General features: G+C 36.1%; 25 protein-coding genes and 1 pseudogene. 3 read left to right on the top strand and 23 right to left on the bottom strand.

Translation table 11 applies throughout. The features are described from left to right. Positions 1-242: 242 nt before the first annotated feature. The 17 genes and pseudogenes from DMB65_RS14665 to DMB65_RS14595 all read right to left on the bottom strand — a co-directional run bounded on the left by DMB65_RS14665 (position 243) and on the right by DMB65_RS14595 (position 16,631). Positions 243-899, bottom strand: a complete 657-nt coding sequence (locus tag DMB65_RS14665) for a 3-oxoacid CoA-transferase subunit B (RefSeq protein ID WP_110307391.1) — start codon at positions 897-899, stop codon at positions 243-245. Between the two features lie 110 nt (positions 900-1,009). After that, on the bottom strand, positions 1,010-1,711 hold the full coding sequence (locus DMB65_RS14660; RefSeq protein WP_110307390.1) for a CoA transferase subunit A: 702 nt from the start codon (positions 1,709-1,711) through the stop codon (positions 1,010-1,012). A gap of 165 nt (positions 1,712-1,876) precedes the next feature. Next, positions 1,877-4,186 (bottom strand): penicillin-binding protein 1A, encoded by a 2,310-nt coding sequence (locus DMB65_RS14655; protein WP_110307389.1) that lies wholly within the window; start codon positions 4,184-4,186, stop codon positions 1,877-1,879. Positions 4,187-4,194: 8 nt separating this feature from the next. Then, positions 4,195-4,674 (bottom strand): gliding motility lipoprotein GldH, encoded by a 480-nt coding sequence (locus tag DMB65_RS14650; protein ID WP_110307388.1) that lies wholly within the window; start codon positions 4,672-4,674, stop codon positions 4,195-4,197. Beyond that, positions 4,658-6,025, bottom strand: coding sequence for a PSP1 domain-containing protein (locus DMB65_RS14645; protein WP_110307387.1), 1,368 nt, complete (start codon positions 6,023-6,025; stop codon positions 4,658-4,660). Before DMB65_RS14645 ends, DMB65_RS14650 begins: the two co-directional genes overlap by 17 nt. A gap of 175 nt (positions 6,026-6,200) precedes the next feature. Further along, positions 6,201-6,422, bottom strand: a complete 222-nt coding sequence (gene rhuM / locus DMB65_RS22460; RefSeq protein ID WP_394336114.1) for a RhuM family protein — start codon at positions 6,420-6,422, stop codon at positions 6,201-6,203. Between the two features lie 177 nt (positions 6,423-6,599). After that, a pseudogene (rhuM, locus tag DMB65_RS22455) lies at positions 6,600-6,962 on the bottom strand (RhuM family protein); the annotation flags it as partial. A 57-nt stretch (positions 6,963-7,019) separates the two neighbouring features. Then, positions 7,020-7,217, bottom strand: coding sequence for a hypothetical protein (locus DMB65_RS22450; RefSeq protein ID WP_230470684.1), 198 nt, complete (start codon positions 7,215-7,217; stop codon positions 7,020-7,022). A 348-nt stretch (positions 7,218-7,565) separates the two neighbouring features. Then, the gene (locus DMB65_RS14635) at positions 7,566-7,796 is read right to left on the bottom strand and encodes a ferredoxin (RefSeq protein ID WP_110307386.1); all 231 of its coding nucleotides are present in this window, start codon (positions 7,794-7,796) and stop codon (positions 7,566-7,568) included. Then, the gene (locus tag DMB65_RS14630) at positions 7,796-9,037 is read right to left on the bottom strand and encodes a peptidase U32 family protein (protein WP_110307385.1); all 1,242 of its coding nucleotides are present in this window, start codon (positions 9,035-9,037) and stop codon (positions 7,796-7,798) included. Before DMB65_RS14630 ends, DMB65_RS14635 begins: the two co-directional genes overlap by 1 nt. A 6-nt stretch (positions 9,038-9,043) precedes the next feature. After that, positions 9,044-10,402: an oxygen-dependent tRNA uridine(34) hydroxylase TrhO gene (gene trhO, locus DMB65_RS14625; RefSeq protein WP_110307384.1), complete on the bottom strand. Its 1,359-nt coding sequence runs from the start codon at positions 10,400-10,402 to the stop codon at positions 9,044-9,046. 259 nt (positions 10,403-10,661) lie between these two features. Next, complete coding sequence (locus DMB65_RS14620) at positions 10,662-11,072, bottom strand: BrxA/BrxB family bacilliredoxin (protein ID WP_099717906.1); 411 nt, start codon at positions 11,070-11,072, stop codon at positions 10,662-10,664. A 162-nt stretch (positions 11,073-11,234) separates the two neighbouring features. Beyond that, positions 11,235-12,395 (bottom strand): lycopene cyclase family protein, encoded by a 1,161-nt coding sequence (locus DMB65_RS14615; protein WP_110307383.1) that lies wholly within the window; start codon positions 12,393-12,395, stop codon positions 11,235-11,237. Positions 12,396-12,413: 18 nt separating this feature from the next. Continuing rightward, positions 12,414-12,878 (bottom strand): thioredoxin family protein, encoded by a 465-nt coding sequence (locus DMB65_RS14610; protein WP_110307382.1) that lies wholly within the window; start codon positions 12,876-12,878, stop codon positions 12,414-12,416. Between the two features lie 174 nt (positions 12,879-13,052). Next, positions 13,053-15,254, bottom strand: a complete 2,202-nt coding sequence (locus DMB65_RS14605; RefSeq protein WP_110307381.1) for a TonB-dependent receptor — start codon at positions 15,252-15,254, stop codon at positions 13,053-13,055. A gap of 106 nt (positions 15,255-15,360) precedes the next feature. Continuing rightward, positions 15,361-16,266 (bottom strand): NAD(P)/FAD-dependent oxidoreductase, encoded by a 906-nt coding sequence (locus DMB65_RS14600; RefSeq protein ID WP_110307380.1) that lies wholly within the window; start codon positions 16,264-16,266, stop codon positions 15,361-15,363. 11 nt (positions 16,267-16,277) lie between these two features. Continuing rightward, the gene (locus tag DMB65_RS14595) at positions 16,278-16,631 is read right to left on the bottom strand and encodes a MerC domain-containing protein (RefSeq protein ID WP_110307379.1); all 354 of its coding nucleotides are present in this window, start codon (positions 16,629-16,631) and stop codon (positions 16,278-16,280) included. Positions 16,632-16,723: 92 nt separating this feature from the next. On the opposite strand from DMB65_RS14595, the gene DMB65_RS14590 reads away from it, so the two are divergent. The 3 genes from DMB65_RS14590 to DMB65_RS14580 all read left to right on the top strand — a co-directional run bounded on the left by DMB65_RS14590 (position 16,724) and on the right by DMB65_RS14580 (position 19,794). After that, entirely contained in the window at positions 16,724-17,116 is a 393-nt protein-coding gene (locus tag DMB65_RS14590) for a Fur family transcriptional regulator (protein ID WP_110307378.1), read from the top strand. Between the two features lie 74 nt (positions 17,117-17,190). Then, entirely contained in the window at positions 17,191-19,059 is a 1,869-nt protein-coding gene (locus DMB65_RS14585; RefSeq protein WP_110307377.1) for an Nramp family divalent metal transporter, read from the top strand. 81 nt (positions 19,060-19,140) lie between these two features. Continuing rightward, entirely contained in the window at positions 19,141-19,794 is a 654-nt protein-coding gene (locus tag DMB65_RS14580; RefSeq protein WP_110307376.1) for a metal-dependent transcriptional regulator, read from the top strand. Between the two features lie 401 nt (positions 19,795-20,195). Here the strand turns inward: DMB65_RS14580 and DMB65_RS14570 are convergent, their stop codons facing one another. The 6 genes from DMB65_RS14570 to DMB65_RS14545 form a co-directional block, all read right to left on the bottom strand. Beyond that, positions 20,196-20,594 carry a hypothetical protein gene (locus DMB65_RS14570; protein WP_110307374.1) on the bottom strand — a complete coding sequence of 133 codons (399 nt, stop codon included), beginning with the start codon at positions 20,592-20,594 and terminating at the stop codon, positions 20,196-20,198. Positions 20,595-20,718: 124 nt separating this feature from the next. Then, complete coding sequence (locus DMB65_RS14565; protein WP_110307373.1) at positions 20,719-21,501, bottom strand: enoyl-CoA hydratase/isomerase family protein; 783 nt, start codon at positions 21,499-21,501, stop codon at positions 20,719-20,721. An 11-nt stretch (positions 21,502-21,512) separates the two neighbouring features. Next, on the bottom strand, positions 21,513-22,928 hold the full coding sequence (locus DMB65_RS14560; RefSeq protein ID WP_110307372.1) for an ATP-binding protein: 1,416 nt from the start codon (positions 22,926-22,928) through the stop codon (positions 21,513-21,515). Positions 22,929-23,057: 129 nt separating this feature from the next. Continuing rightward, positions 23,058-23,606: a CopD family protein gene (locus tag DMB65_RS14555; protein ID WP_110307371.1), complete on the bottom strand. Its 549-nt coding sequence runs from the start codon at positions 23,604-23,606 to the stop codon at positions 23,058-23,060. Positions 23,607-23,633: 27 nt separating this feature from the next. Continuing rightward, positions 23,634-24,653, bottom strand: coding sequence for a ferrochelatase (gene hemH / locus DMB65_RS14550; protein WP_110307370.1), 1,020 nt, complete (start codon positions 24,651-24,653; stop codon positions 23,634-23,636). 206 nt (positions 24,654-24,859) lie between these two features. Then, positions 24,860-25,726: an AraC family transcriptional regulator gene (locus DMB65_RS14545; protein WP_110307369.1), complete on the bottom strand. Its 867-nt coding sequence runs from the start codon at positions 25,724-25,726 to the stop codon at positions 24,860-24,862. Positions 25,727-25,764: the final 38 nt, after the last annotated feature.

The raw sequence follows: 25,764 nt of genomic DNA, 5'->3' as shown, positions 1-25,764 counted from the left end.
TCGATGAAATTTGCTTTTAATCGATGAAATACAACACTTTTTTCCTTAAACGCACTTTTATTTAACAATTTGTAAAGATTTTACAAAAATATATACTAAAATTAACATATTATTGAATCACAAAACGTTGTAAAACAGGCTTTATTAACTCCTTTTAAAAATAAAACAGGCCATTTTTTAAATTTATACTACAAAAAAAGCCAGCGTTTAAGCCAGCTTTTGATAAGTTCAAAAAAAAGAAATCATCTTATATCCATCTCCGGAATTTCTCCCTCTATAATTAATTCAGCTTCTGTTGAAGCTATGATATGCTCTACAGAAACTCCTGGTGCACGTTCTAAGAGCTTAAAACCCTTTGCGGTTACTTCGAGAACTGCCAGTTCCGTAACTATTTTTTTAACACAGCCTACACCAGTCAATGGCAAAGTACATTTTTTAAGTATTTTGGATTCTCCTGCTTTGTTGACATGCATCATGGCAACTATAATATTTTCGGCTGAAGCCACCAAATCCATCGCACCTCCCATTCCTTTTACCATTTTGTCAGGAATTTTCCAGTTGGCTATGTCTCCGTTTTCAGAAACTTCCATCGCGCCCAGAATCGTTAAATCTACTTTCTGGCTGCGTATCATTCCGAAACTAAAAGCCGAATCAAAAAAACTCGCTCCGGGAAGTGTGGTAATAGTCTGTTTTCCTGCATTGATAATGTCTGCATCTTCTTCTCCTGCAAAAGGAAAAGGTCCCATTCCCAAAACACCGTTTTCACTTTGAAATTCAACCGAAATATCATCCCGGACATAATTCGCAACCAAAGTTGGAATTCCGATTCCGAGATTAACAAAATATCGGTCTTTTACTTCTTTTGCAATTCGCTTTGCTATATCTTCTTTTGTTAACATATTTTCTTAATGTGTCAATTTATTGAATGTGCCAATTAAAAAATTTGATAATTAGATAATGCTCCGTTTCACGAAATCAACATTAATTATCTAATTGACAAATTATCTAATTACGCTCTTTGCCTTACAGTTCGCTGTTCAATTCTTTTCTCAAACTTTTCTCCCTGAAAAATACGCTGTACCATAATTCCCGGAATATGAATCTGATTTGGATCTAAGGTACCAACAGGAACCAGCTCTTCGACTTCAGCAATCGTAATTTTTGCTGCGCCCGCCATACAGGCATTAAAATTTCTTGCCGTTCCTTTGAAGATAAGATTTCCAGCCTCATCCCCTCTCCATGCTTTGACGATGGCAAAATCTGCTTTGAAAGCTTCTTCCATAATATGCATTTTTCCGTTGAACTCCCGAACTTCTTTTCCTTCGGCAACTTCGGTCCCGTAGCCTGCCGGAGTAAAAAATGCGGGAATTCCGGCTTGCGCAGCCCGACATTTTTCTGCCAGAGTTCCCTGAGGTGTGAGTTCGACTTCTAATTCACCCGAAAGCATCTGACGCTCGAACTCGGCATTTTCACCAACGTATGAAGAAATCATTTTTTTGATTTGTTTTTTCTGAAGAAGCAAACCTAAACCAAAATCATCAACCCCTGCATTATTAGAAATACAGATCAAATCCGATACCTGGGTTTTAACTAAAGCCGCAATCGTATTTTCTGGAATTCCGCACAAACCGAAACCGCCAAACATCAGAGTCATTCCAGATGCGATATCCTGAACAGCCTCCTCAACATTTTTAACTTTTTTTGTTATCATAACAAACTGACTTTATAATCTTATTATTTTATTAAAAATACGATTTTATGGTTATAAAAATAGCTATTTCATAAAAATAAAAAACAGCTACAAAAAAAATATCCCTTTAGATCTTTCGGATTTCAAAAGACTTAAAAGGATATTTAATATTATGAGATAATCTAATTACAGCTCAAACTCCTCTGTATTCTGTTCTGTCTGGGTTGTGTCTTTTACAACAGCGGCTGGTCGGCTATAACAATCCACTTTTATAGAAAGATTTTCCGGACGCTCAAACTCTGATTTTGAAACCTTAAGATCAGGATCAGCATAACATTTTTTCATAAAGTAAGCCCAAACTGGCAATGCAGCAGTTGCTCCCTGGCCGTAAGTCAAACTTTTAAAACGTGCCGAACGGTCTTCGCAACCAACCCAGACGCCCGTAACTAAATTTGGAACCATACCCATGAACCAACCGTCAGACTGGTTTTGTGTTGTTCCTGTTTTACCTGCAATTGGATTTGTAAACATATATGGATAACCTGTCCAGCGGTTGTCGCCACTTCCACCGCCCTGCGTACGTAAACGTGCGCCTGAACCAGTTTCTGTCACACCCTGAAGCAATTTGATTACAGCAAAAGCAATGTCTTTATTTAAAACATCATGCGATTCCGGAATTGGCTCATAAATAACCTCTCCGCTTTTGTTTTCAATTCGGCTCAAAAATTGTGGTTTTACATACACACCCTGATTCGCAAATGTGCTGTAGGCTGCCACCATATCTTCTACTGTAATATCAACAGCTCCCAAGGCAATTGAAGGCTGTACGGGAATTTCTGTTTTAACACCTAATTTTCGTGTCAGTTCTACAACGGCTTCAGGACCAGTTCTGTCTATTAATTTTGCAGAAACTGTATTGATGGAACCGGCTAAAGCCTGTTTTAAAGTCACCATCCCGCGGTAAGTGTGGTTTGAGTTTCTTGGTTCCCAGTCTTCTGTTACATGATGCCGCCCTTTATGAATCATGAATGGTCCGTCTAAAATGGAATCACAAGGAGACATATTCAATTGCTCAATAGCTGTTGCGTAAACAAATGGTTTAAATGTAGAACCTACCTGTCTTGCTCCCTGTCCTACGTGGTCGTATTGAAAATATTTATAATTGATTCCGCCGACCCAAGCTTTAATTGCTCCTGTTTGCGGTTCCATTGCCATTAAACCCGACTGTAAAAAATGCTTGTAATAACGAATGGAATCCATTGGTGTCATAACCGTATCACGCTCTCCTTTCCAGGTAAAGACTGTCATTTTTGTTTTTACTTTGAATGAAGCAATAATATCATCTTCGCTTTTGTCCATTTCTTTCATCTGAGCCCAACGAACAGAATTTTTCATCGCCTGCATCATGATCCTGTCTGTTTCAGCTTGGGTAATATTTACAAAAGGTGCATTTTTATTGTTTTTCATATCAATAAAAAACTGCTGCTGCAAATTTTTCATGTGTTCAGCAACCGCTTCTTCTGCATACCCCTGCATTCTTGAATCGATTGTCGTGTATATTTTCAGACCATCTTTATAAATATCATAATCAGATCCGTCCGGTTTTTTGTTATCTGCCATCCATTTCTTCATGTAATCCCGAAGAAATTCCCTGAAATAAGTTGCCATTCCCTCACGGTGGCTTTCTAATTTAAATTTTAAAGCTATCGGTAATGCCTTGTATTTTTCTTTTTGAGACTCAGTAATCATCTTGGCTTTTACCATCTGGCCCAGTACTACATCACGACGGTTTTTAACTCCCTCAGGATTTCGCAAAGGATTGTAAAGGGAGGAATTATTAAACATTCCAACTAAAATTGCCGATTCGTCTATAGTCAGGTCTTTTGGATCTTTGGAAAAATACGTCTGAGCTGCCGAACTTACCCCAACAGCGTAATTCCCGAAATCATACACATTACAGTACATCGCCAGTATTTCATTCTTAGTATATTGTCTTTCCAGACGAATGGCAATGATCCATTCTTTTACTTTTTGTACTATTCTAAAAGGCAAAAAGGTAGATCCGCCACGATGAAATAATTGTTTGGCTAACTGCTGTGTCAGGGTACTGGCTCCTCCATTGGTTCCCAAAGAAAAAACAGCACGTAAAGTCCCGCGGCCATCAATACCGGAGTGTTCATAAAAACGGGCATCTTCAGTTGCAACTAAGGCGTCTACAAGATTTTTGGGAAGGTCAGAATATTTCAGCTGTGACCTGTTGGTTTTAAAGTATTTACCAATTACAACTCCATCAGAAGAAATAATTTCGGTAGCTAAATTAGAATCCGGATTTTCTAAATCTTCAAAGGAAGGCATTGAACCAAAAATTCCCCATGAAGCAAATAAAAAGAAGGCCAGAATACCTAATAAACTGTATGCAAAAATTCTCCAAAATTTCTTTTGGTAATATTTAATATCTTTCGTGCTGTTTGATTGATTGTTTTTTTTGATAGCCATAACTTTTTCTAATCTTTTTGTTCTATTCTAAAACCTACATCTGTAATACCTTCTAATTCCTGAACTCCCGGAATTTTCCCTGATTGCCTCACAGCCTGTTTGATGTGCACTTTGTACTTGCCTCTAAATCTGACATTTTCTTTCAAATACAATTTGCTTTCTTTAATATCCGTAAATCCGTTTCCTAAAAGTGTTCCGTCCGGATTTGCCATTTGATATTCAAGGGTATCTACTTTTGTAAATCCGTTTGGCATTTCAATGGCCACTATTAAAAATAAATTATTGAAAGGATAATTATTGTTGTCCCTCAAATTTACAAATAAATTGTATCGTTTTGTGGAGTCTAAGACTGGCAAATCGAAGGTTACAATACTGTCTTTATGCCACGCACTTCCAACAGATTTGTACTCATCAAATACTCTTTTTTTATCACATGAAAAAAGGAGTATAGCTGCCAAAAAAAGAATTCCGCTATTTTTTATGCTCATTTTTAGTAATAATTATAGGTTTTCTAGGTTCAGCTGGTTTATTATCGTTCGTTCTGGGTTTATTCGAATGATTTGGTTTTTTATTATTATTTGGTTTGTTCTGGTTATTTTGATTGTTTGGTTTATTCTGATTGTTTGGTTTATTTTGGTTGCCTCCTGTGGGTTTGTTGTTGTTTGTCTGCTGAGGCTTTACTGGCGCAGCTGCAACAGCCGTTTCAGCATTTTGTTTGCGTTTTCGGTTTGGTTTTTTCTTCTTTTTTGGCTGGTCAAAACGCGTCAAACTTTCCTGACCCATGGCGTTATTGAAGTCTTTTTCTGGTTCTAAAATTACTTCGATAGCGAAATCTTCCAATGAAGAAACTTTGTTTTTCTGTTTGTTTTCAGCAATGATTTCTTTAACCTGATCGATTTTTAAAACATGCCAGTTAGCAAAATTGTTGGTATAGGCAAACCACATCAATCCTTTAAAAATATCTTGTTTCTGACAGATGGCATCTCCTTTTTCGGTTACTAATTTAGTATCGTAATCCGGAAAATCCTTCAACGCATCCATGTAAGTGTCTAATTCATAGTTGAGACAACATTTCAATTTTCCGCATTGTCCGGCTAATTTTTGCGGATTAAGAGACAATTGCTGGTAACGTGCTGCCGATGTGTTGACACTTCTAAAGTCTGTCAGCCAGGTTGAACAGCAAAGTTCACGTCCGCAAGAACCGATTCCGCCCAGGCGTGCCGCTTCCTGACGGAAACCAACCTGTTTCATTTCGACCCTTGTACTGAATTCTTTTGCAAAATCCTTAATCAGCATTCTAAAATCGACACGATCGTTTGCTGTGTAGTAAAATGTTGCCTTTGATCCGTCTCCCTGAAACTCGATATCCGAAATTTTCATTTCCAGTTTGTGCTGAATTGCCAGTTCACGAGCACGAACTTTCATCGGTTCCTCTCGATCACGAGCCACAGACCAAATATCAATATCTTTTTGAGATGCTTTTCTGTAAATTTTAGGAATTTCGTTACTATCCGGATTTACCCCTTTTTTCTTCATTTGAATTTTTACCAATTCGCCTGTCAAAGTAACAATTCCGATATCATGTCCTGGTGAAGCAACAGTTGCTACAATATCACCAATACTTAAAGTTAATTTCTCTGAATTTCTAAAGAATTCCTTGCGTCCGTTTTTAAAACGTACCTCAACACAATCAAAAATTGCCTCTCCATTAGACGGACTCATGTTCGCGAGCCAGTCAAAAACCGTTAATTTATTGCAGCTGTCGGTACCGCAAGTCCCATTATTTTTACAACCCTTTGGTGCGCCACCATCAGAGGTTGAACAACTTGTACATGCCATAATTCTATATGTAGTGTTGCAAAAGTGCAACTTAAGTTCATAAACGTTTGATCGGTAAAGATAGTATTTTTTTTAGTTTGCGTTTTATGGATTAAAACTAAAGGGGTGTTAAATATAAAAACCTATTCTGTTTGACACAAAATAGGTTTTTAATGTTCCTCAGAACTAATTTATTTTAGCTGACAGTCTGTCCACTACTTTTTTTGATTTCCTTATCAAAGTCTGAAATTATTTTTTGGGTCTTATTGAAAACTTCATATTCAATAACTGCCCTTTTATCTGCTTGTAATTTAGAGATTTTCCCTTTTCCTTCGAGAATTTTATAATCATTAAAAGTTAGGAATTTGTTGACACTCGCTGCCAATTGCTCCATAGTAAACGTATTCTCGCGTTCAATAGACCCTCTATATAATCGAAGTAACCTGTTACAGTACGTTCCAGTTGTTTGATTTCTTTTTCATGTAAATATTTTTAGCAACCACTACATCCGATTTTCAAACCCATCCGTTTGGACTGTTTTCCAGGTAGTCAATCCCATATTTTCTTTTTTGGCATCAGCCGTTTTGAAAATGATTTAAGCAGCCGTTTTTCCAGTTATCGCAAAATGAAATTTGTTTTGAACGATAGCATAGAAATTTTTAGTTACTTCAGAATTGCTGTCATAATCAATACTGCATTCAGCAAAAATATCGGTTACCTGCTGGTAAATTCTTCTTTCGCTCGCCCGGATTGAACGAACCCTTTGCAGTAATTCCTTGAAATAATCTTTACAAAAAATAGCCTGACCTTGTTTTAAACAATTGTCGTCCAACACAAAACCTTTTACAATATATTCTTTTAAGGTTTGGGTTGCCTAAATCCTGAATTGGGTGGCTTTAGTAGAATTTACTCGATAGCCAACTGAAATTATGGCGTCTAGGTTATAATATTTTGTTTCTTTTTTTGAATTTTGTCTTTAATTGCGCCATGTTGAGTGGTATGTTCCAAAATGGAACTAACCATTTTTTTTTTCCAATTCTCCCGTCTCAAAAATATTACCTAAATGTTTTGTAATTGCTGGTCTTTGAACTCCAAACAAATCCGCTATTGCTTTTTGAGTCAACCAAACCGATTCATTTTGAAGCAAAACATCAACTCGAATTTCTCCGCTTGGTGCTGTGTATAATATAAACTTTTTTAAATCGTCGTTCATGATTATTCGATTTCTATTGCATCAATTGGTTTTATTAACCGGTTGGTTAATCCGGTGCCCCGCATTGCTGGCGCTTGGGTTAATTGGTTACCGTAACACACTTGCCATACTTTCTATAAGCTGTTTTAAATCGCCACGATAAATATGTTCTGCAGCGTTTCCTCTTTGATATGCCGAATGTATATTTTGAAGGTATTAGTCAATGGTCATAAACAGTGTTGTGAAATGAAGTCTGACAAATATAAACAGAAGTTGCCTGATATAAGTAATGCTCTATCCATTTTTAGCTAAACACTATGGGTGCGGGTGCTTAAAAGTATATTGGTATTCAAAGGTATCAATGCAGCGTTACGTCTCCTTCACCGAAATAATTTTTACAGGACAGGCTTTAGCGGCCAGTTCACAGCTTTCTACAATTGTATGATTTGGAGATTTCAACGTAAAAAATCCTTTTGCGTTCTGCGAATGAAGTAAGACCGATTTTCCATCTTTTTTTGACATCTGAAAATGAACAGGATCCATTTCGACACAATAATTACAGCCAATACATTTATCTCTTTGTAAAGTAATAATCACCATCAGGCTTCGACAATTTTATATAATTTATCAGACATCCGGATTCTGAAAGGCAGTTTTAAAGTACAATCGTCTCCTTTTGTTGCTTTTTCTGCTGCTGTATCATTGACAAACATTTCGTCGATAATCATTTCCTGAGCTCCTGTACTAGGTCCGGTTACTAAGATTTTATCACCCACTTTTATATCGTAAGCTTCAATCCTGAACTGCCCAATTTCGGCTTTTGGGAAAAAGTGAATTCCTTTACCTACATATACTTTCTTTTGTGTTGCTGCTGATCCCGGAAGATCGCTCCATTCGCCTAATTCCTGACCCAAATAATAACCTGACCAGAATCCTCGATTGTAAACGGTATTTAAATCTTCCATCCAAACAGCCATTTTTTCTTTCGAAAAACTACCATCATAATAGGCATCAATTGCTTCACGATAGGTTTTGGTCACTGTTGCCACATATTCCGGGGCACGGCCTCGTCCTTCCAGTTTTAAAACCTGAATTCCCGAATCGATAACCTGATCTAAGAAATCTACTGTGCACAAATCTTTTGGCGACATCATGTATTCGTTGTCCAATTCGATTTCAAAACCCGTTTCCTGATCGATAACAGTGTATTTTTTTCGGCAATTTTGTTTGCACGCACCGCGGTTGGCAGATGAATTATGAGAATGTAAACTCAGATAACATTTTCCCGAAACTGCCATACACAAAGCACCGTGACCGAAGATTTCTATTTCGACCAATTTGCCGTTTGGTCCTTTGATTTGTTCTTTCTCAATTTGTTCTGTGATTTTTTTTACCTGGCGTAAACTTAATTCACGGCTCAAAACCATTGTATCAGCAAACAAACTGTAGAATCTGATGGTTTCGATATTGGTAATATTCAATTGAGTCGAAATATGAACTTCTATCCCGATTGCCCTTGCTATTGCAATCACCGCCTGATCTGATGCAATTACAGCCGTAATATTCGCTTCTTTGGCTTTGTTCAGCAATGTTTTTACAACTGATAAATCATGATCGTAAATAATAGTGTTTAAAGTAAGATAGCTTCGAACGCCTTTTGTTTCGCAGCGAAGGGCAATTTCTTTTAAGTCTTCAATGGTAAAATTAACGGTCGATCTTGCGCGCATGTTCAGTTGTTCTACACCAAAATAAATAGAATCTGCACCGTTATCAAGCGCAGCCTGAAGTGACTCAAAACTCCCGGCGGGAGCCATAAGCTCAATTTTATTATTCAATGCCATGCTAAATTATCCTAAAATCTTATATATTTTATCTGACAACCGGATTCTGAACGGAACTTCGAAAGTGACTTTATCGCCAATAGTAGCAGATGAAGTTTCTGCTCCATTTACAATTAACTTTTCTAAAACCAATTCCTGATCCCCTGTTGTGGGACCTGAAATTAAGATTTTATCACCGCTGTTCAATTCGTGGTTTTCAACGGTAAATTGTCCAACTTGTGCTTTTACGTAGTAATGTTCGGCTTTGCCCAGTAATACTTTTTTCACTTTTACCTTTTGACGGATATCAATTGGCTTTTCTGCAGAAGCTAAAGCAGCATCAGGTAACTCTCCTGAATGTTTGAATTTTAAATTCTCTGATTTTCCTTTTCTGAAAACCTTGTTCCCAACCTGTTTTCCTGCTCTTAACCTGACCTGATCTACCAAAGGCATGTTTACCACTTCAAGACATTCTGCAGAACAGCAGTTTTGCATAGCTGCCTTACATTCATCACATTGAATAAACAATAAATGACAGCCGTCGTTTTCGCAATTGGTATGATTGTCGCAAGGTTTTCCGCATTGGTGGCATTGCGAGATAATGTCATCTGTTATTCTTTCGCCAAGACGGTTATCAAATACAAAGTTTTTGCCTATGAATTTGCTTTCGAGGCCTTCTTCTTTTAGCTGTTTAGCGTAGTTGATGATTCCGCCTTCTAGCTGGTAAACGTTTTTAAATCCCTGATGTTTAAAGTACGCACTTGCTTTCTCACAACGAATTCCGCCGGTGCAATACATGACCAGGTTTTTATCTTCTTTATGGTTTTGAAGTTGTTCGTTGATTATGGGTAAACTTTCCCTGAAAGTTTCAACATCGGGAGTGATAGCGCCTTTAAAGTGTCCAACTTCACTTTCGTAGTGATTTCTAAAATCGACTACAATGGTATTTGGGTCTTCCAGAATTTCGTTGAATGCTGCGGCTTTCAAGTGAATTCCTTTATTAGTAACATCAAAAGTTTCGTCATTTAAACCGTCGGCCACAATTTTATCCCGAACTTTAATAGTCAGTTTTAAAAACGAATGGTCGTCATGTTCTACAGCTTCGTTCAGCCTTATGCCCTTCATGAAATCATAAACTTCAAGAGTAGCCCTAAAAGCTTCGAGATTTTCTTCGGGAATACTCATTTGAGCATTTATTCCTTCGGTGGCAACGTAAATTCGGCCTAAAGCATCGAGCTTATTCCAGGCTATAAATAAATCGTCACGAAATTTTTTGGGGTCTTGAATTTTGGCATACGCATAGAAAGACAACGTGAGTCGTTGTTTACCGGCATCATCGATCATGATGGCTCTTTCTTCTGCGCTTAAGGTGTTGTACAGTTGCATGCTATAAACAGTTTAAGTTGAGAAATTATTTTGAGCGGCAAAGTTATGAAAAAGGTCCTAAGTAGCAAAGGTTCTTAAATACTAAGTTTACTGGTTAAAACGTAAGCTCTCAAGGTTCTGATTTTTTAGCCCGGATGGAAACGGCATCCTTTTGTGCCGGGGTTCGGCACAAAAGATATAGTGTACAGCCGGATTGGCTTCAAATAAAAAAGACTGCCTAAATGAATAGACAGTCTTGATATAATTTAAATCTTAAGAATTAACAGAATTCGTTAAACGCATCCTGTAAATTTTCCGCTATCATTTCAGCAGGACGTCCTTCGATATGGTGACGCTCTAACATGTGTACCAATTCTCCGTTTTTGAACAAAGCCATAGAAGGCGATGATGGAGGGAAAGGAAACATGTGCTGTCTTGCAGCATCAACCGCTTCTTTGTCAACACCTGCGAAAACAGTGATTAAGTGATCTGGTTTTTTAGCGCCTTCTAAACTCATTTTTGCTCCCGGACGTGCATTTCTTGCTGCACAACCGCAAACAGAATTTACAACTACTAATGTGGTACCTTCAGCTTTGATCGCATTATCTACAGCCTCTGCACTATGTAAATCTTGAAAACCAGCAACTGTTAATTCAGCCTGCATTGGTTTTACCATTTCTTCTGGATACATATTTTTTATTTTTAAATTTTACTTTTGAAATGCAAAGTTACAAAGTTTAGCCGCAACTAGTTAATTTGAAGTATAAAGTTTTGTTATAGTTGGATTGATGAAAGTCAAAAGTTTGAAAGTTATAAAGTCGAAAGTCAAAAACAGATATGCAAAAATGTTTTTTCATTTCATCAAAACCGTAAACAATGCTTTTATGAATGGTTTTTTTGGGCATTTTAAAATTACTTTAAGATCTTCAATCAAACTGGTTTCTTCGTCTAAGAACTTAAAAATCAAAGCCGGATTTCCTTTTTTGAATAAGGATGAAAAAATGGAACTCCCCAATTCATTGTGGCGGTAGAGGATATCCAAAAGCAATAAATCGTAAAACCAAAATTTGCTTTTTTTATGAAAGGCAGCCATTTTTGGGTTTTCATTTTGAAGATAGGCAACTAATTTTGATGACTTTTTATCTGAATTTTTAAAGGTATAACCCGTACTCGCCTTTGTCCATCCTCCGGCAGTTCCGATGTTGAGGACACGTTTTGTGTTTCTTTTCCAAAAAGGAAAACAGGTCATTGGGATACTTCCATGCTCTTTTTCCTGAATTTTATATTGGCTTACACCGAGTTTTTTCAGATAAATTTCAATCTCTTTTTCATAGTCTTCTTTCGCAAGCAATTTTTCTGAAAACAAAGTATATTCTACCAAAGCTTCGGTTTTGGATGTAGGCAAAACATACATAAACCTTGTATTGCCTTTCTGCTCTACTGAAAAATCCATAAAAGTTGCCTGTTCCGGATTGAAAATTTCATTTGCTGATTTTACAAACCAGCCTGTAAAATGTTGTTGTAGAACCGGATATCCCGTTTGGTTTTCGACGAAAGCTTTTGTGTAAATACTATTGAATAAATAATTGCAAGTAAATCGGTTTTCTTCAGTTCCGACATAAACGTGTGTTTCGAGTTCGTTGATATCGGTAACTTTTTCCTTTAGAAAAGTAATATTGTCTTGTTTAGAAAGTACTTCAAAAACGAAATTATAAAAATCTACAGCCCGGATTTGATTGTATTGATATGGTTCTAAGCCCAGATTACGTCTGAAATCTTCATTAGCAAATAATGCCGAATCCCATTTTTTTAAAATAACGGGATTCCAGATTGTTTCTTTTTCAGACCAAAAACACCAGGTTCTGTCATTTGTTTTTTTTGAATTTTCATCCAGCAGCAAAACCGATTTATCTGTGAATTTTTGAGATTGTATCATTTTGTAAACAGTCATCAAAGCTGATAAACCTGTACCGGTGAAGATGTAATCGAAGTGTTTGATTTGAGAGGAATCCATGCTCAAAAATAAGAAAATTTATTCTTTCAATTTTTCCAAAAGCAATTTAAAATCCTGTGGGTTTAAGTAGTTATTACACTGGAGAATGATTTCATTTTTATCATTTAAAACACATAAAACCGGATAAACAATTTGTTTATTCATGGTTCCTAACTGTAGGGCCAGTTCATGAATCCCGACATTATTGCCTGTTGGCTGATATTTAAAGATCTGATTATTAAATTGTATGTTGCGTTTTTCCTCAGCATTAAAATCAACAAAATAAAAATCCGAAATCAGTTTTTGCATAATTTGCTGATTTTTGAAAGTTGTGCTCTTCATTCTCTGACAAAACTGACACCAATCTGTATGGATAAAAACGATTGTTTTTCGCTTTTGAATTTTCTGTAAACGATCAATTTCTTCAAAAGCATGACTTTTGAACTGGGAAAATCCGGCTGAAGTAATTCCGAAAAAGAAAATAAGTAACGCTAGTTTTTTCATTGTTCCTTTTTTTTACTACAGAGATTAAAGGATTAAAAAGATTTTAAAAACTTAAATACCTCACTTTATTATTGAATTATTTTGTCTTTCCGCAGGAATCTCTACACAATGATTATTTAGTGCCTTGAGATTTCTACGGAATGACAAGATTGTGTAAAATCCGATGTAAAAAATTTATCTAAACGTATATCGCAATCCCCAAAATCCTCGAATGGTCTGATTCTGGCCGTACACATAAGTCGTATCAAAAGGCAGTCCGTCAGGATTTTTATCGAAAGGATCATCAGCTCCTGCAATCAAAAACGGATTATTCTGTTTTGGTGTGAAATTTAAAAGATTCTTGATTCCGCCGTAAACTTCAAAATTCTTCCAGCCTGAATAGGTAAACTGAATATTCTGAATGCTGTACCAGGGAGAATCAGGACTTCTGGGATCGGTTTCGCTCAATAAAGGCAGTTTCATCGGACTGTATACATTTCCGGTATAGTCTACAGCTAGATTCCACGGTTGAATTTTATAGGAAACAGTCCAGGTACCTGTAAAATTCTCTGTTAGAAAAGGTCTTTCCGAAATTCTGTTTTGCACATTTTTGTTATCCAAAAATGTCGCACCCAGGATAAATTTCAGACCCGACGGAAAATTCAAATCGACATTGGTACTGATTCCCTGACTGATGGCGTAACCCTCAATGTTGTCGTAGATGATTTTATTGGCATCCGTTTCATAATCCGAAATTATTTTATTGCTGAAACGGGTGTAGAACGCCGTAGTTTCAACTCCCATAAAAGTTCCGTTGCCAAAATTAATTTTCTGAATATAATTTAAATTCACATTAACCGATTCCTCCGGTTTTAAATCATTTGCAATCACAACATCCCTGGAACCCGTTAATGCAGCATGGTCTTCTGTAAAAAGATTCACCACACGAAAACCGGTTCCTGCGTTTAATCTTAAAATCGTATTTTCATTTGCCTTAAATCGGTAAGCGAATCTTGGGGTAAAAATTGAACCATGAATCGAATTATAATCGTAACGCATTCCCAATAAAACCTGACTTTTAGGTGAAAACGTAATTTCATCCTGAACAAAAATCCCCGGCAACCATGTGCTTTCGGCATCTTTTGTTGCTGTTGTATTATCGTCGTAATAAGTATATCGGCTTGCAATTCCGGCCAATAAATCATTTTTGCCGATTTTTTTATCCCAGGTCAATTGTAAAAAACCAATTTTCTGATTGGCGATATACGAAGTTGTTCCGTAACGGCTGTCCTGATAATGTACATTTCCTGAGAACGAAAGCATCAGTTTTTCTTCAAAAGGCAATTGATAACTTCCTATCAATTCGGCTCTTTTGGTGTAAATACTTTCGCCGTAGATTTCGTCTCCTCCCCGATATTTTTTCTCCCAGCGAACATCCCCACCCCACCGGTCTTCATACATTCCACGCAATGCCACGGTAAATAATCGATTATTTTCTCTGGTAAAACTCCATTTATTAAAAACAGAAATTCGTTCAGAAAGCGTCACATCGGTAAAATTATCGTGATCCTTATCCGTTACCTGATCGTAATTAAAATAATTTAAGCCTACAATTGCTGTGGCTTTTTTTCCGGCATTGAACTTCATTCCTAAATCAAGATTACTTTCGAAATAAGAAGTCGTAAAATAATCAGCAGAAAAGACAGGAGCGTTTGTTGGATTTTTGGTGATAATGTTAATTAGTCCTCCAACTGCTTCACTTCCATACAGAGAAGATGCCGGGCCTTTTACGATTTCAATTCGTTCGACCAGAGAATTCGGTATTCCGGATAATCCGTAAACTGTCGAAAGACTGCTGACAATAGGCATTCCATCAATTAAAACTAAAGTGTACGGTCCTTCCAGACCATTTATATGAATATCTCCCGTATTGCAAACCCCGCAATTGAGCTGCGGACGAACTCCATTGATATTTTGAAGTGCATCATAAATACTTGGTGTTGGGTTTTTCCTAAAGAAAGCTGGAGAATAAACCTCAACCGGAACAGCACTTTCTAATCGTTTTACCGGTTTTAAAGTTCCCGAGACGACCACTTCATTCAGTTCATTTTGATCTTCTTTTAATTCGAAATCAAGAATTACAGCTTCATTATTAACAGAAATTTTTTGGGTTATGGTTTTCAATCCAGTCGAAGTTACCTGAATTTTATAGTTTCCCTTTGGCACATTTTCTATTCTATAATTACCTAAGCTATCTGTTTGCGCTTTAAAATCAGTATTTATTAATCTGATATTAATCTCTGCTACAGGATTATCAGAAGTGAGTTTTCCGGAAATAGTTTGGGAAAATGTGGCTTTCGCTGAAATAAAAAACAATACCGAAAATAAATATTTCATTGTTATAAAATTAAATTTAGACAAATCTAAAAATTAAATTTGATAAATAATTATTATGAAATAGTTTTTTTAAAACATTTCAATTTCAATCCGTCAAAAAAGAGTATTAAAACTTCTCGCCAATAAGTTCTTTGTTTATTGTCGCTCCTGCAAAAGATCCTGAAGAAACCGCTAAAGCCACAGAACGCATTTGAGTTGTAGCATCACCACTTGCATAAATACCACAAACTGATGTCTTTTGCATAAAATCGACTTTTATCAATCCTTGCTCGTTAACTTCGCAGCCTAAAGTTTGTGGTAACGGACAATGCTGCTCAAATGGGGGTCTTGCATAAACGGCTTTTACAGCAATCTTTTCTCCGTTTTTGAAAACAATATTTGAAATATATCCGGTATTATGTTCGAAAGAATCTATCTCATTTTCTAAAACCAAAACGCCATGATTTTTAAGAATTTGTATTTGTTCTGAAGTTAATGTAGATTTTCCGTTCGTACATAACGTAAGGTTCTTAGTCCAGTTCAAAATCAGTTTTGCATATTCAAAACCCATTTCACCATTGGCAACAATAGCTGTTTTTTCACTTTTGACTTCATATCCGTGACAATAAGGACAATGTAAAACCGAGATTCCCCAACATACTGCAAAACCTTTAATCTGCGGAAGCAAATCTTTCACTCCCGTTGCGAATAATAACTTTTTTGAAGTAAAGAGTTCACCGGATTCTGTTTTAATTTCGAAACTATTTTGTGTTTTAACTGCATCAATGGCAAGTCCATTGTAAAACTGAACCGTTTTGTAAAAGCTGACTTGTAATCTGGCTTTAGCTGCAATGGCGGCCGGAGTTTCACCATCATTCGTGATAAAATTATGAGAATGCGGTGTTTGTATGTTGCAGGGCAAGCCACTATCAATAACTAAAACCTGACGTAAAGAACGCCCTAAACTCATTGCTGCAGACAATCCACTGTAACTGCCTCCAATGATAATCACTTCAAAATTCTTCTGTTCCATAAATGCAATTTTTAATGATTCTGTTTGTTGTATAATTTGTAATTCAATAAATGTCCGCTAATCATTCCAATTCCTCCAAAATAAATCAGGTGTAAATGGATATCCAGAAATAATTCCGTCAAAATGCTTAACCAAATTAAAACCATTGAAACAGTTAAGACCGCAGAAATTAATATATTTGATTTTTGAATAATCTTTGAAACGGCAAATGTTCCAAAAACGGCAAAAACCAAATCGATAAAAGGATTGTGATTTAAACCTAAAGGAAGAATGCTCAGCATTGGAAAAATCAAACAATGAACTAAGCAGATTGCCGCACTGGAAATTCCTAAAAAATCATAAAAGTTAGTCGTAATTTTTTTCATTTTTAATACATTTGTTAACGCAACTTTATTGCAAATATACGCATTTTACACAATCGCAACATTGTTGCTTTATTTTTAATTTTAAAAAAATAATGAAAACCACACGTAATACTCCAGCAAAAACAGCGATTTTAGAGATTTTTGAGAAATCTAAAACAGCCTTGTCACATACCGAAATACAAAAACAATTAAATGATGTTTGTGATCGGGTAACGATTTACAGAATCCTTGACCGGTTGATGAATGATGATATAATACATAAAATTTCTAATCTTGACGGGACTGTAAAATATGCAAAATGCAATCATTCCCATCAGCGCGTACACATTCACAATCACGCTCATTTTAGCTGTGAAAACTGTAATGAAATTACCTGCCTTGAAAATGTTAAGCCAAGTTATATTATGCCACATAACTATAAAGTGAAAGAAATCAATTTTACCTTATCTGGTTTATGTCCTAAATGTTTGAATTCTGACATTTAACTTTTAGACAAGGCTAAAAATATTGTTGCTCTAATATAATTTTTCTATATATTTGGAAAATCAATATTTTAGCAATGACAAAATCATTAGAAGAAGTAAACCAATCAGTCGCAACCGAACATAAAAAAAAGGGGTTTAGAAAAATTCTGGCCTTTTTAGGCCCGGCTTATCTCGTAAGTGTTGGCTATATGGATCCGGGAAACTGGGCCACCGATATTGCTGGTGGAAGCCAGTTTGGGTATACTCTTGTGTGGGTTTTGCTAATGAGTAACCTTATGGCTTTGCTTTTACAGAGTTTAAGTGCACGCCTTGGAATCGTAACGCAGCGGGATCTTGCACAGGCCTCAAGAGAAACGTATTCTAAATACATCAATTATGTATTGTATTTTTTGGCCGAAATTGCCATTGCCGCCTGTGATTTGGCAGAAGTTCTCGGTATGGCAATCGGAATAAATTTACTTTTCGGAATTCCGCTTCTTGAAGCCGTTTTGATCACCGTTCTGGATACTTTTTTACTCTTATTCCTTATCAACAAAGGAATTCGGAAAATGGAAGCCTTTATTATTGCACTTGTTGCAATTATTGGTTTTTCCTTTATTTTCGAAATGATTTTTGCCGAACCTGAGATGCATAAGGTTTTAGAAGGACTGATTCCTTCGATTCCAAATTCGGCTGCTTTGTATATTGCTATCGGAATTATTGGTGCAACAGTGATGCCGCACAATCTTTACCTTCACTCTTCTTTGGTACAGACCCGAAAATTCGACCGGACTCCTGCAGGTATCAAACAGGCTTTGAAATACAATTTCATCGATTCGACAATTGCCTTAAATCTTGCCTTTTTTGTAAATGCTGCCATTTTGATTCTGGCTGCTTCAACGTTCCATCGAAACGGGATGTTCGAGGTTGCCGAAATCCAGGATGCACACCAATTTCTGGAACCGCTTTTAGGAACAAAATGGGCTCCGGCTTTATTTGCGATTGCCTTGATCGCCGCAGGGCAAAGTTCAACCGTAACCGGAACACTGGCAGGACAAATTGTAATGGAAGGTTATCTGCATTTCAGAATTCAGCCCTGGGTGCGCCGAATCATAACGCGTTTGATTGCCATAATTCCCGCAGTAATCGTGATTCTGATTTATGGCGAAAGCATAACCGGAAAATTACTGATTTTAAGTCAGGTGATCTTGAGTTTACAACTGGGGTTTGCCATTATTCCGCTAATTCATTTTGTGAGTGATAAGTCGAAGATGAACGGTTTTCATATCTCTAAACTTACTCAGATTGTTTCATGGATCATCGCTACAATTATTGTTTCGCTAAATGCAAAATTGGTTTATGATGAGATTAGCTCCTGGCTTGAAAGTTCTGAGAATCCAATAATACTCTGGTTAACGGTTGTACCACTGGCTTTTGGCTTTCTGGCTTTATTACTTTACATTGTTTTTAATCCCTTTATTACGAAAGCCAAAACGAAAACATTAAATCATTCGCCACACAATCTGCAGCTGCGGTTTACACCAAAAGAAAGTCAGCGTATTAAAAACATTGCTATTTCTGTAGATTTTTCGAATGCTGATGAAACGGCACTCAACAAAGCTTTTGAATTAGGCGGTCTGCAAACCGAATACACCCTGATTCATGTTGTAGAAACTGTTGGTGCCTTAATGTATGGTATTGATGTTCACGATCATGAAACTACTATTGACGAAAAGCTTTTATTAGAATACAAAGAAATGCTGACACAAAAAGGCTTCAGCATCAAAACCGAACTTGGTTTTGGAAAACCAAACAAAGTAATTCCGAAAATCATAAACAAAGGCAATTTTGATATTTTAGTAATGGGAACCCACGGCCACACTGGATTAAAAGATATTTTATTTGGTACAACCGTAGACAAATTGAGACATAAAATTTCGATACCTTTGTTGATTGTTAAATAGAGTTGCAAAGGCTCTGAGGAACAAAGGGGCAAAATTTTTCCTCTGTACCTTTGTAACTTTGCACCTCTGAACCTTAAAATAATGACCTTTTCAGAAGAAAACTACCTTAAAGCCATATACCATCTGACTGCTTCACTTGAAACAGAAGTAAGTACAAATGCAATTGCTGAAATGATGGAAACAAAAGCTTCATCAGTAACAGATATGCTAAAAAAACTGTCAGAGAAAGATTTGGTGAACTACAAAAAATACCAGGGAGTTTCATTGACAGAGAACGGAAAACTATCCGCAAAAATGATTGTTAGAAAACATCGTTTATGGGAAGTTTTTTTAGTCGAAAAACTAAATTTCAGCTGGGACGAAGTTCATGAAATCGCAGAACAGCTGGAGCACATCAAATCTGAGCAGTTGATTAACCGTCTGGATGATTTTCTGGGTAACCCTACGGAGGATCCGCATGGAGATCCAATTCCGGATGCCAACGGCCGGATTATTAAAATTGAAAAATATTTACTTTCTGAATTATCAGATCACCAGACCGGTATCTGTGTAGGTGTAAAAGACACTTCTTCAGAGTTCCTGAAATATCTTGACAAACAAGGAATTGCGTTAGGTTCTAAAATTGAATTCTTATCAAAGGAATCTTTCGATTTATCGGTAAAAATTAAAATTGACAACAAAGAATTGTCTATTTCGAATAAAATTGCTTCTAATTTGTTTGTGAAGCTTGTATAATTAAATCTTGTTATGAATTTTGATTTACTATTTTATATAATTTTCCAAATCCCATTATTTTTAATCATTTTTAAACAAGATCAATTACACAAACCTGATTTTTTATTAAAACTGTTCGTTTTTGGATTAGCTTTATTAATAATTGGAGCGTACTTCTTTTATAACAAAAATTCTTCTTTACAAAAACTAGCTTATTTCGGATCTCAAACAACATTCATCTTCTTGTTTCTTTATAAGATTATACGAGATGTCTATTATCCTATTTTCTTAAGAGAACCCGAATTTTCGAAAACACCCAAACACAAAATCGACATAATTCCGACACTAATTATTTTTACGGGAACAATAATATTGCCTTTTATAATAGATAGTTTTCTTGTTCAAAAACTTATAGCTAAGATTTAAACAATCCCTTTCTCAATCATCTCCAGCATTACCGGTGATACGTTTTTGAATGTTGGCGGCTGTTCGATTATACTTCCGGCGTTCTTTTTGTTTACTTTGAACGTTATGTCATTATCTGTTGTAAAAAGCAAAGCGGTCAAAAATGGTTTTTTGATATACGTTCCTAAAATCAGTAAAGCTTCATCTAATGTATGGATGCTCTCTGTTTCTTCTGTTTTGTAACGGGTTGTTAGTGAAATTGAAAGGGTATCATCTTCATTCAGCACCAATCTGAAATAGATGTTTTTGATTTCTGTATCCCCGATAGTTTTGGCCAGAGTAAGTTTGGCAAAGGTTCCGGCTTGTATGCTTTCTTTGGCACGCTCGCAAAAAAGAGCAAATATTGGTTCGTACATAATAATTGTTTTAGATAATTGTTTCGCAAAGTTGCATAAAGATTTCGCAAAGTTTACACAAAGCTTCGTTTTATTTTTTTTGGTGTGTCCTCTGTGAAATCTTTGTGCTAATTTGTGGAATAGCCTATTTTCCTGTAAATACAGCTTTTCGTTTTTCTAAAAATGCACTTGTTCCTTCTTTAAAATCCTGAGTGCCAAAGCATTTTCCGAACGCTTTTATTTCATATTCAAAACCATTTTTGCCGTCTGCAAAATTAGCATTGATTGCTTTTATTGCTTTGTTGATTGCAAAAGGGGCATTTTTAATAATTTTGTGCGCAATTACGTTTGTAAACGATAAAAGTTCTGTCTGTGGCACTACATGATTTACCAAACCATATTGAAGTGCTTCTTCTGCAGAGATCATTGATGCCGTCATGATCATTTCCATTGCACGGCCTTTTCCAATTAATTGCGGAAGGCGTTGTGTTCCTCCGTAACCCGGAATTAATCCTAAGCTTACTTCCGGCAATCCCATTTTGGCATTAACCGAAGCAATCCGAAAATGACAGGCCATAGCAAGCTCGAGTCCGCCACCCAATGCAAAGCCGTTTACGGAAGCAATTACAGGCTTTTTCAGACTTTCGATATAATCGAATAAAGATTCCTGACCTTCAGCTGCTAATTCAGCTCCTTCTGCAATTGTGTAATTGGCAAATTCTGAAATGTCAGCTCCTGCAACAAAAGCTTTTTCACCGCTTCCGGTTAGAATGATAACCCTGACATCGTCATTTTTACCTAATAATTTAAATGCTTTACTAAGGTCGCTGATAGTCGCTTTATTCAAGGCATTCAGTTTTTCGGGTCTGTTGATTGTAATTGTTGCGACTTTATCTTCAATAGAGATTAAAATATTTTCGTAGTTCATAACGCCGTATTTTAAGAATTTGTAATGGGCAAAGAGACCTTAAAAGTGGTTCCTTTTCCGTAAGCTGACTCAAAGGTAATTGTTCCTTTGTAATTTTCGATGATGTTTTTTATAATTCCAAGACCAAGTCCCATTCCACTTGTTTTAGTGGTGAATTTAGGTTCAAATACCCGACCTGTATCTTGTTTCTGGATCCCGATTCCGTTGTCATTTACAGCTATCTCCACGTTATCATCGATCCTTTTTACTGTGACCAGAATTGATTTTTGCAATTGACTTTCCGGAATTGCCTGTGTTGCATTTTTTACTAAATTGGTAATGACACGAATCAATTGTGTACGATCCATTTTTGAGATAATTTCTTGCTCATCACTTTCAAAAACAATATAATCTTCGTTAAAAATATCAAGTGCCAATTCTACAACCTCAACAACATTTAAGGTTTCATTTTGCTGCGCCGGCATGGAAGCAAAGTTAGAAAATGCGGAAGCTACAGAAGTCATCGTATCAATCTGCTGAATTAAGGTTTCAGAATAATCATTCATTTTTTGTTTAACATCAGGATCATTCGGATCAAACTTTCGTTGAAAACTCTGCACCGTCAAACGCATAGGCGTAAGCGGGTTTTTAATTTCGTGTGCCACTTGTTTTGCCATTTCCCGCCATGCTTCTTCACGTTCGCTTTGTGCCAGTTTGATGGCACTGGTTTCCAGTTTATCAACCATTCCGTTATAGGCTTTGATCAGGAAGTTGACTTCCTTGCTATTGGCTTCTAAAACAATTTTTTCGTTTTTCTGGTCGAGATTGGTTTCTTCCAAACGATCTGAAATGGTTTTTAGTGATTTTGTAATATAGGTTGAAAGGAAATATGCTAATGCGAAAGCCACAATCAGCATAAAAGAATAAACCTGACTCAGACGAATCAGAAAAGTATTCAATTCGTTATCGTAATAGCCATCGTCTTCCAGATAAGGCAGATTCAGTATTCCGAGTGGTTTGAATTTTTCGTCTTTGATTAAACTATAAGAAGATCTGTTTTTTACTCCATCAATCGTTTTGATGTCGACAAAACGCTTTTCGATAGAAGAGCGAACCAGTTTTAAAATAAAATCAGGAATTGGAGCTGCGACTTTATCAACGGCAAAAGATTCTTTCGAGGATTTTAATAATTTTCCTTTGAGACTATAAATATTGATTTCGATTTTGTGAATCTGGGCTAATTCGTGAATTTTGTCTTTAAAAATTAAATCCAGATTGGCTGTTTTTAAAGGATACGTTGTCGTTGCCAGTACATAATTGATGTGTTCCTTAACAGCATTTTCCTTTCGTTCAAGACGTTCCTGATGGTATTCTTTGGCTTCATTCTTAAACTGAATAATAGAAATGGAAGCCAGTAAAAATGATGCCACAACAATCAATACAATCATCGACAGGAAAATCCTGATTCGCAGTGATAGCATTGACATTTTGAAGTTGTTCAGCATTACTTTTGTTTTATTTGTTTCAGGTTTCAGGTTACGTTACATTTTTCAACTTGAAACCTGAAACTAAAAAAACTATTTTTTTTCTCTAATTCGTTTATAAAATTTAAAGCCTAACATAAGTAAAACGGAGAATAAAATGATTCCGACTACGCCGAAGATCCAGTTGAAGGCACTTTTTAAAACTACTAAAAAAACAATAGCAAATAGTATAATAGTGGCGCCTTCATTCCATAAACGCATATAATTACTGGAATATTTCACCTCATTATTTTGTAATTGTTTAAAAATCTGATGGCATTTTAAATGATACAGATACAATAGAAAAACGAAACCTAATTTAATGTGCATCCAGGGCATTTTGAGCCACGCATTTCCTAAATCCGTGAAAAACAGCATCCAAAAAGCAAAAATACTCGCCAAAACCGCCGATGGCCATGTAATAATGTACCACAAACGGTAAGCCATAATTTTGTATTGCGCCTGCAGAATTTCCTTTTCAGGAGATGGTTTTTCACTGGCTTCGATTTGATACACAAACAGACGCACAATATAAAACAATCCTGCAAACCAGGTAATTACAAAAATGAGATGCAGTGATTTTATGTAGTTATAATATTCCATTTAAATCTTTTTTCTTTGCTCTTTCTTCTATTTTCTCTCAGCCCACTCATTAATCCAGTTCCCGACGGTTTCACACCATTCGTCATCATCATTCAGACACGGAATTGCCAAAAACTCTTCTCCTCCATTGGCTTCAAAATCTTCTTTGGCACGCATGGCGATTTCCTCTAAAGTCTCTAAACAATCTGAAACGAATGCTGGTGTTACAACCGCTAATTTCTTGATTCCTTTTGCCGGCATTTTATCAATTTCTACGTCGGTGTAAGGCTCAAGCCATTTATCGCCCGCCAAACGCGACTGGAATGTCAGACTGTATTTATCTTCCGGAAGCCCTAATAGTTTAATGACCTGCTTTGTGGTTTCGTAACATTGGTGACGGTAACAAAAATCATGTGCCGGAGATGGCGTGTTACAGCAGGAACCATCGATTTTACAGTGCGATTTGGTTACATCTGTTTTACGGATATGACGTTCCGGGATTCCGTGGTATGAAAACAACAAGTGATCATAATCAAATCCAACTAAATGCTTTTTGATTGAATCGGCAAGATTTTTAATATAATCCGGTTTGTTGTAAAACGCAGGGACATCGGTAAAAGTCATTTCCGGAAATTTCTTTTTACGAATTTCTTCAGCTTTAACTAAAATTGTCAAGGTTGAAGCCATTGCATATTGCGGATACAAAGGAAAAAGTAATACTTCGGTAACACCTTTATCATGTAATTCCTGAAGTCCTTTTTCGATGGTCATACTTCCATAGCGCATTGCTAATGCAACTGGCACATTTACCAAAGGCTGTACTTTTTTCTGCATTCTTTCAGAAAGAACTACCAAAGGTGAACCTTCGTCCCACCAGATTTTTGCGTAAGCGTGTGCGGATTCTTCGGGTCTTTTTCTCAGAATAATGCCACGAACTAATAATGCTCTTAATAAATACGGAACATCGATTACGTATTTATCCATTAAAAATTCATCTAAATACGGTTTTACATCTTTTGGTGTTGGACTTTCCGGAGAACCTAAGTTTACTAATAATACGCCTTTCATTTATATTTTTTTTATTGCTTTAAGCTTTTATTTGCTTTTAAAAATTTCGGCAAAAGTAGTACTTGCTGCTTTTGTGAAATATGATAATTGTTACTTTTTAATTATGGTTGAATATTCAAAATTGATTTTAACTAATTCGAGAAATTTTTCACGCAGATTTACACAGATTAAAGCAAATTTCAATTGAAAAATTCGTAGTTTATAAATTACACATTCGCATTAATCGACATCAAATACTTTTTCGGCGTTGTACCAAATTTTTTTTTGAATGCCGCTATAAAATGACTTCCAGTGCTATAGCCGATTTTCAATCCTACCTCGTTTACGTTATAAGAACCGCTGTCTAATAGTTTTCGGGCAAAATCCATTTTGTAATCAAACAGAAATCCGTAAACCGTGTCGCCATAAATTTGCTTGAAACCCATTTTCAGTTTCTTCAGATTCAAACCAATCTGATCTGCTAATTCTTGTAATCCTGGCGGCTCTGCCATATTAGCAATTACGATTTCTTTTGCTTTTCGGATTTTCAGAACATTATCCTCATCAATCAAAAAAGGACATTGCTCAGCATTTGGGTCTTCGGTTCTGTTAAAATACAGACTCAGTAATTCGTATCCCTTTCCTTTATAATACAGGTTTTTGATGGATGGATGAAGATTATAATGAAACAACTGGCTCAGTACAATCGCCATTGACGGACTGATATTTGCTTCGTTGTAATACTTTTTATCTTTATTATCAGCGCTTAAGAAAGTAATATAATCCGCCTCGGCAGAAAAGAGTGCGTGGAATTTTTTGATGGAAACAATAACCGAGATTACCCATGAATTAGGAGTTAATTCTAAATTCAGTGGTAATTCTTTTTGCGGATTGTATAAAAGCAAAGACTTTTCTTCTTTTAATTCTAAAGCATAATTGCCCTGATTGAAAAGGAATTTAGCATTGCCTTTTAGCCCGAAATGAAACTGTATCAAACCACTACCTACTTCACGCTGTGCAAAAAAAGGTTCTGAACCATCGTTTTGAAAACGGATAAGTGTAAAATCCTCTTCAATTTTTATTTCTTCCTCCATTTTTGATTTACTTTTTCAAGTTACTATTCTAGTTAATT

It is taken from the genome of Flavobacterium cheongpyeongense, from assembly GCF_003202435.1.
Classification (GTDB): domain Bacteria; phylum Bacteroidota; class Bacteroidia; order Flavobacteriales; family Flavobacteriaceae; genus Flavobacterium; species Flavobacterium cheongpyeongense.
The sequence above is the reverse complement of the archived record's forward strand: the minus strand, read 5'-3'. Positions and strand labels throughout refer to the sequence as shown.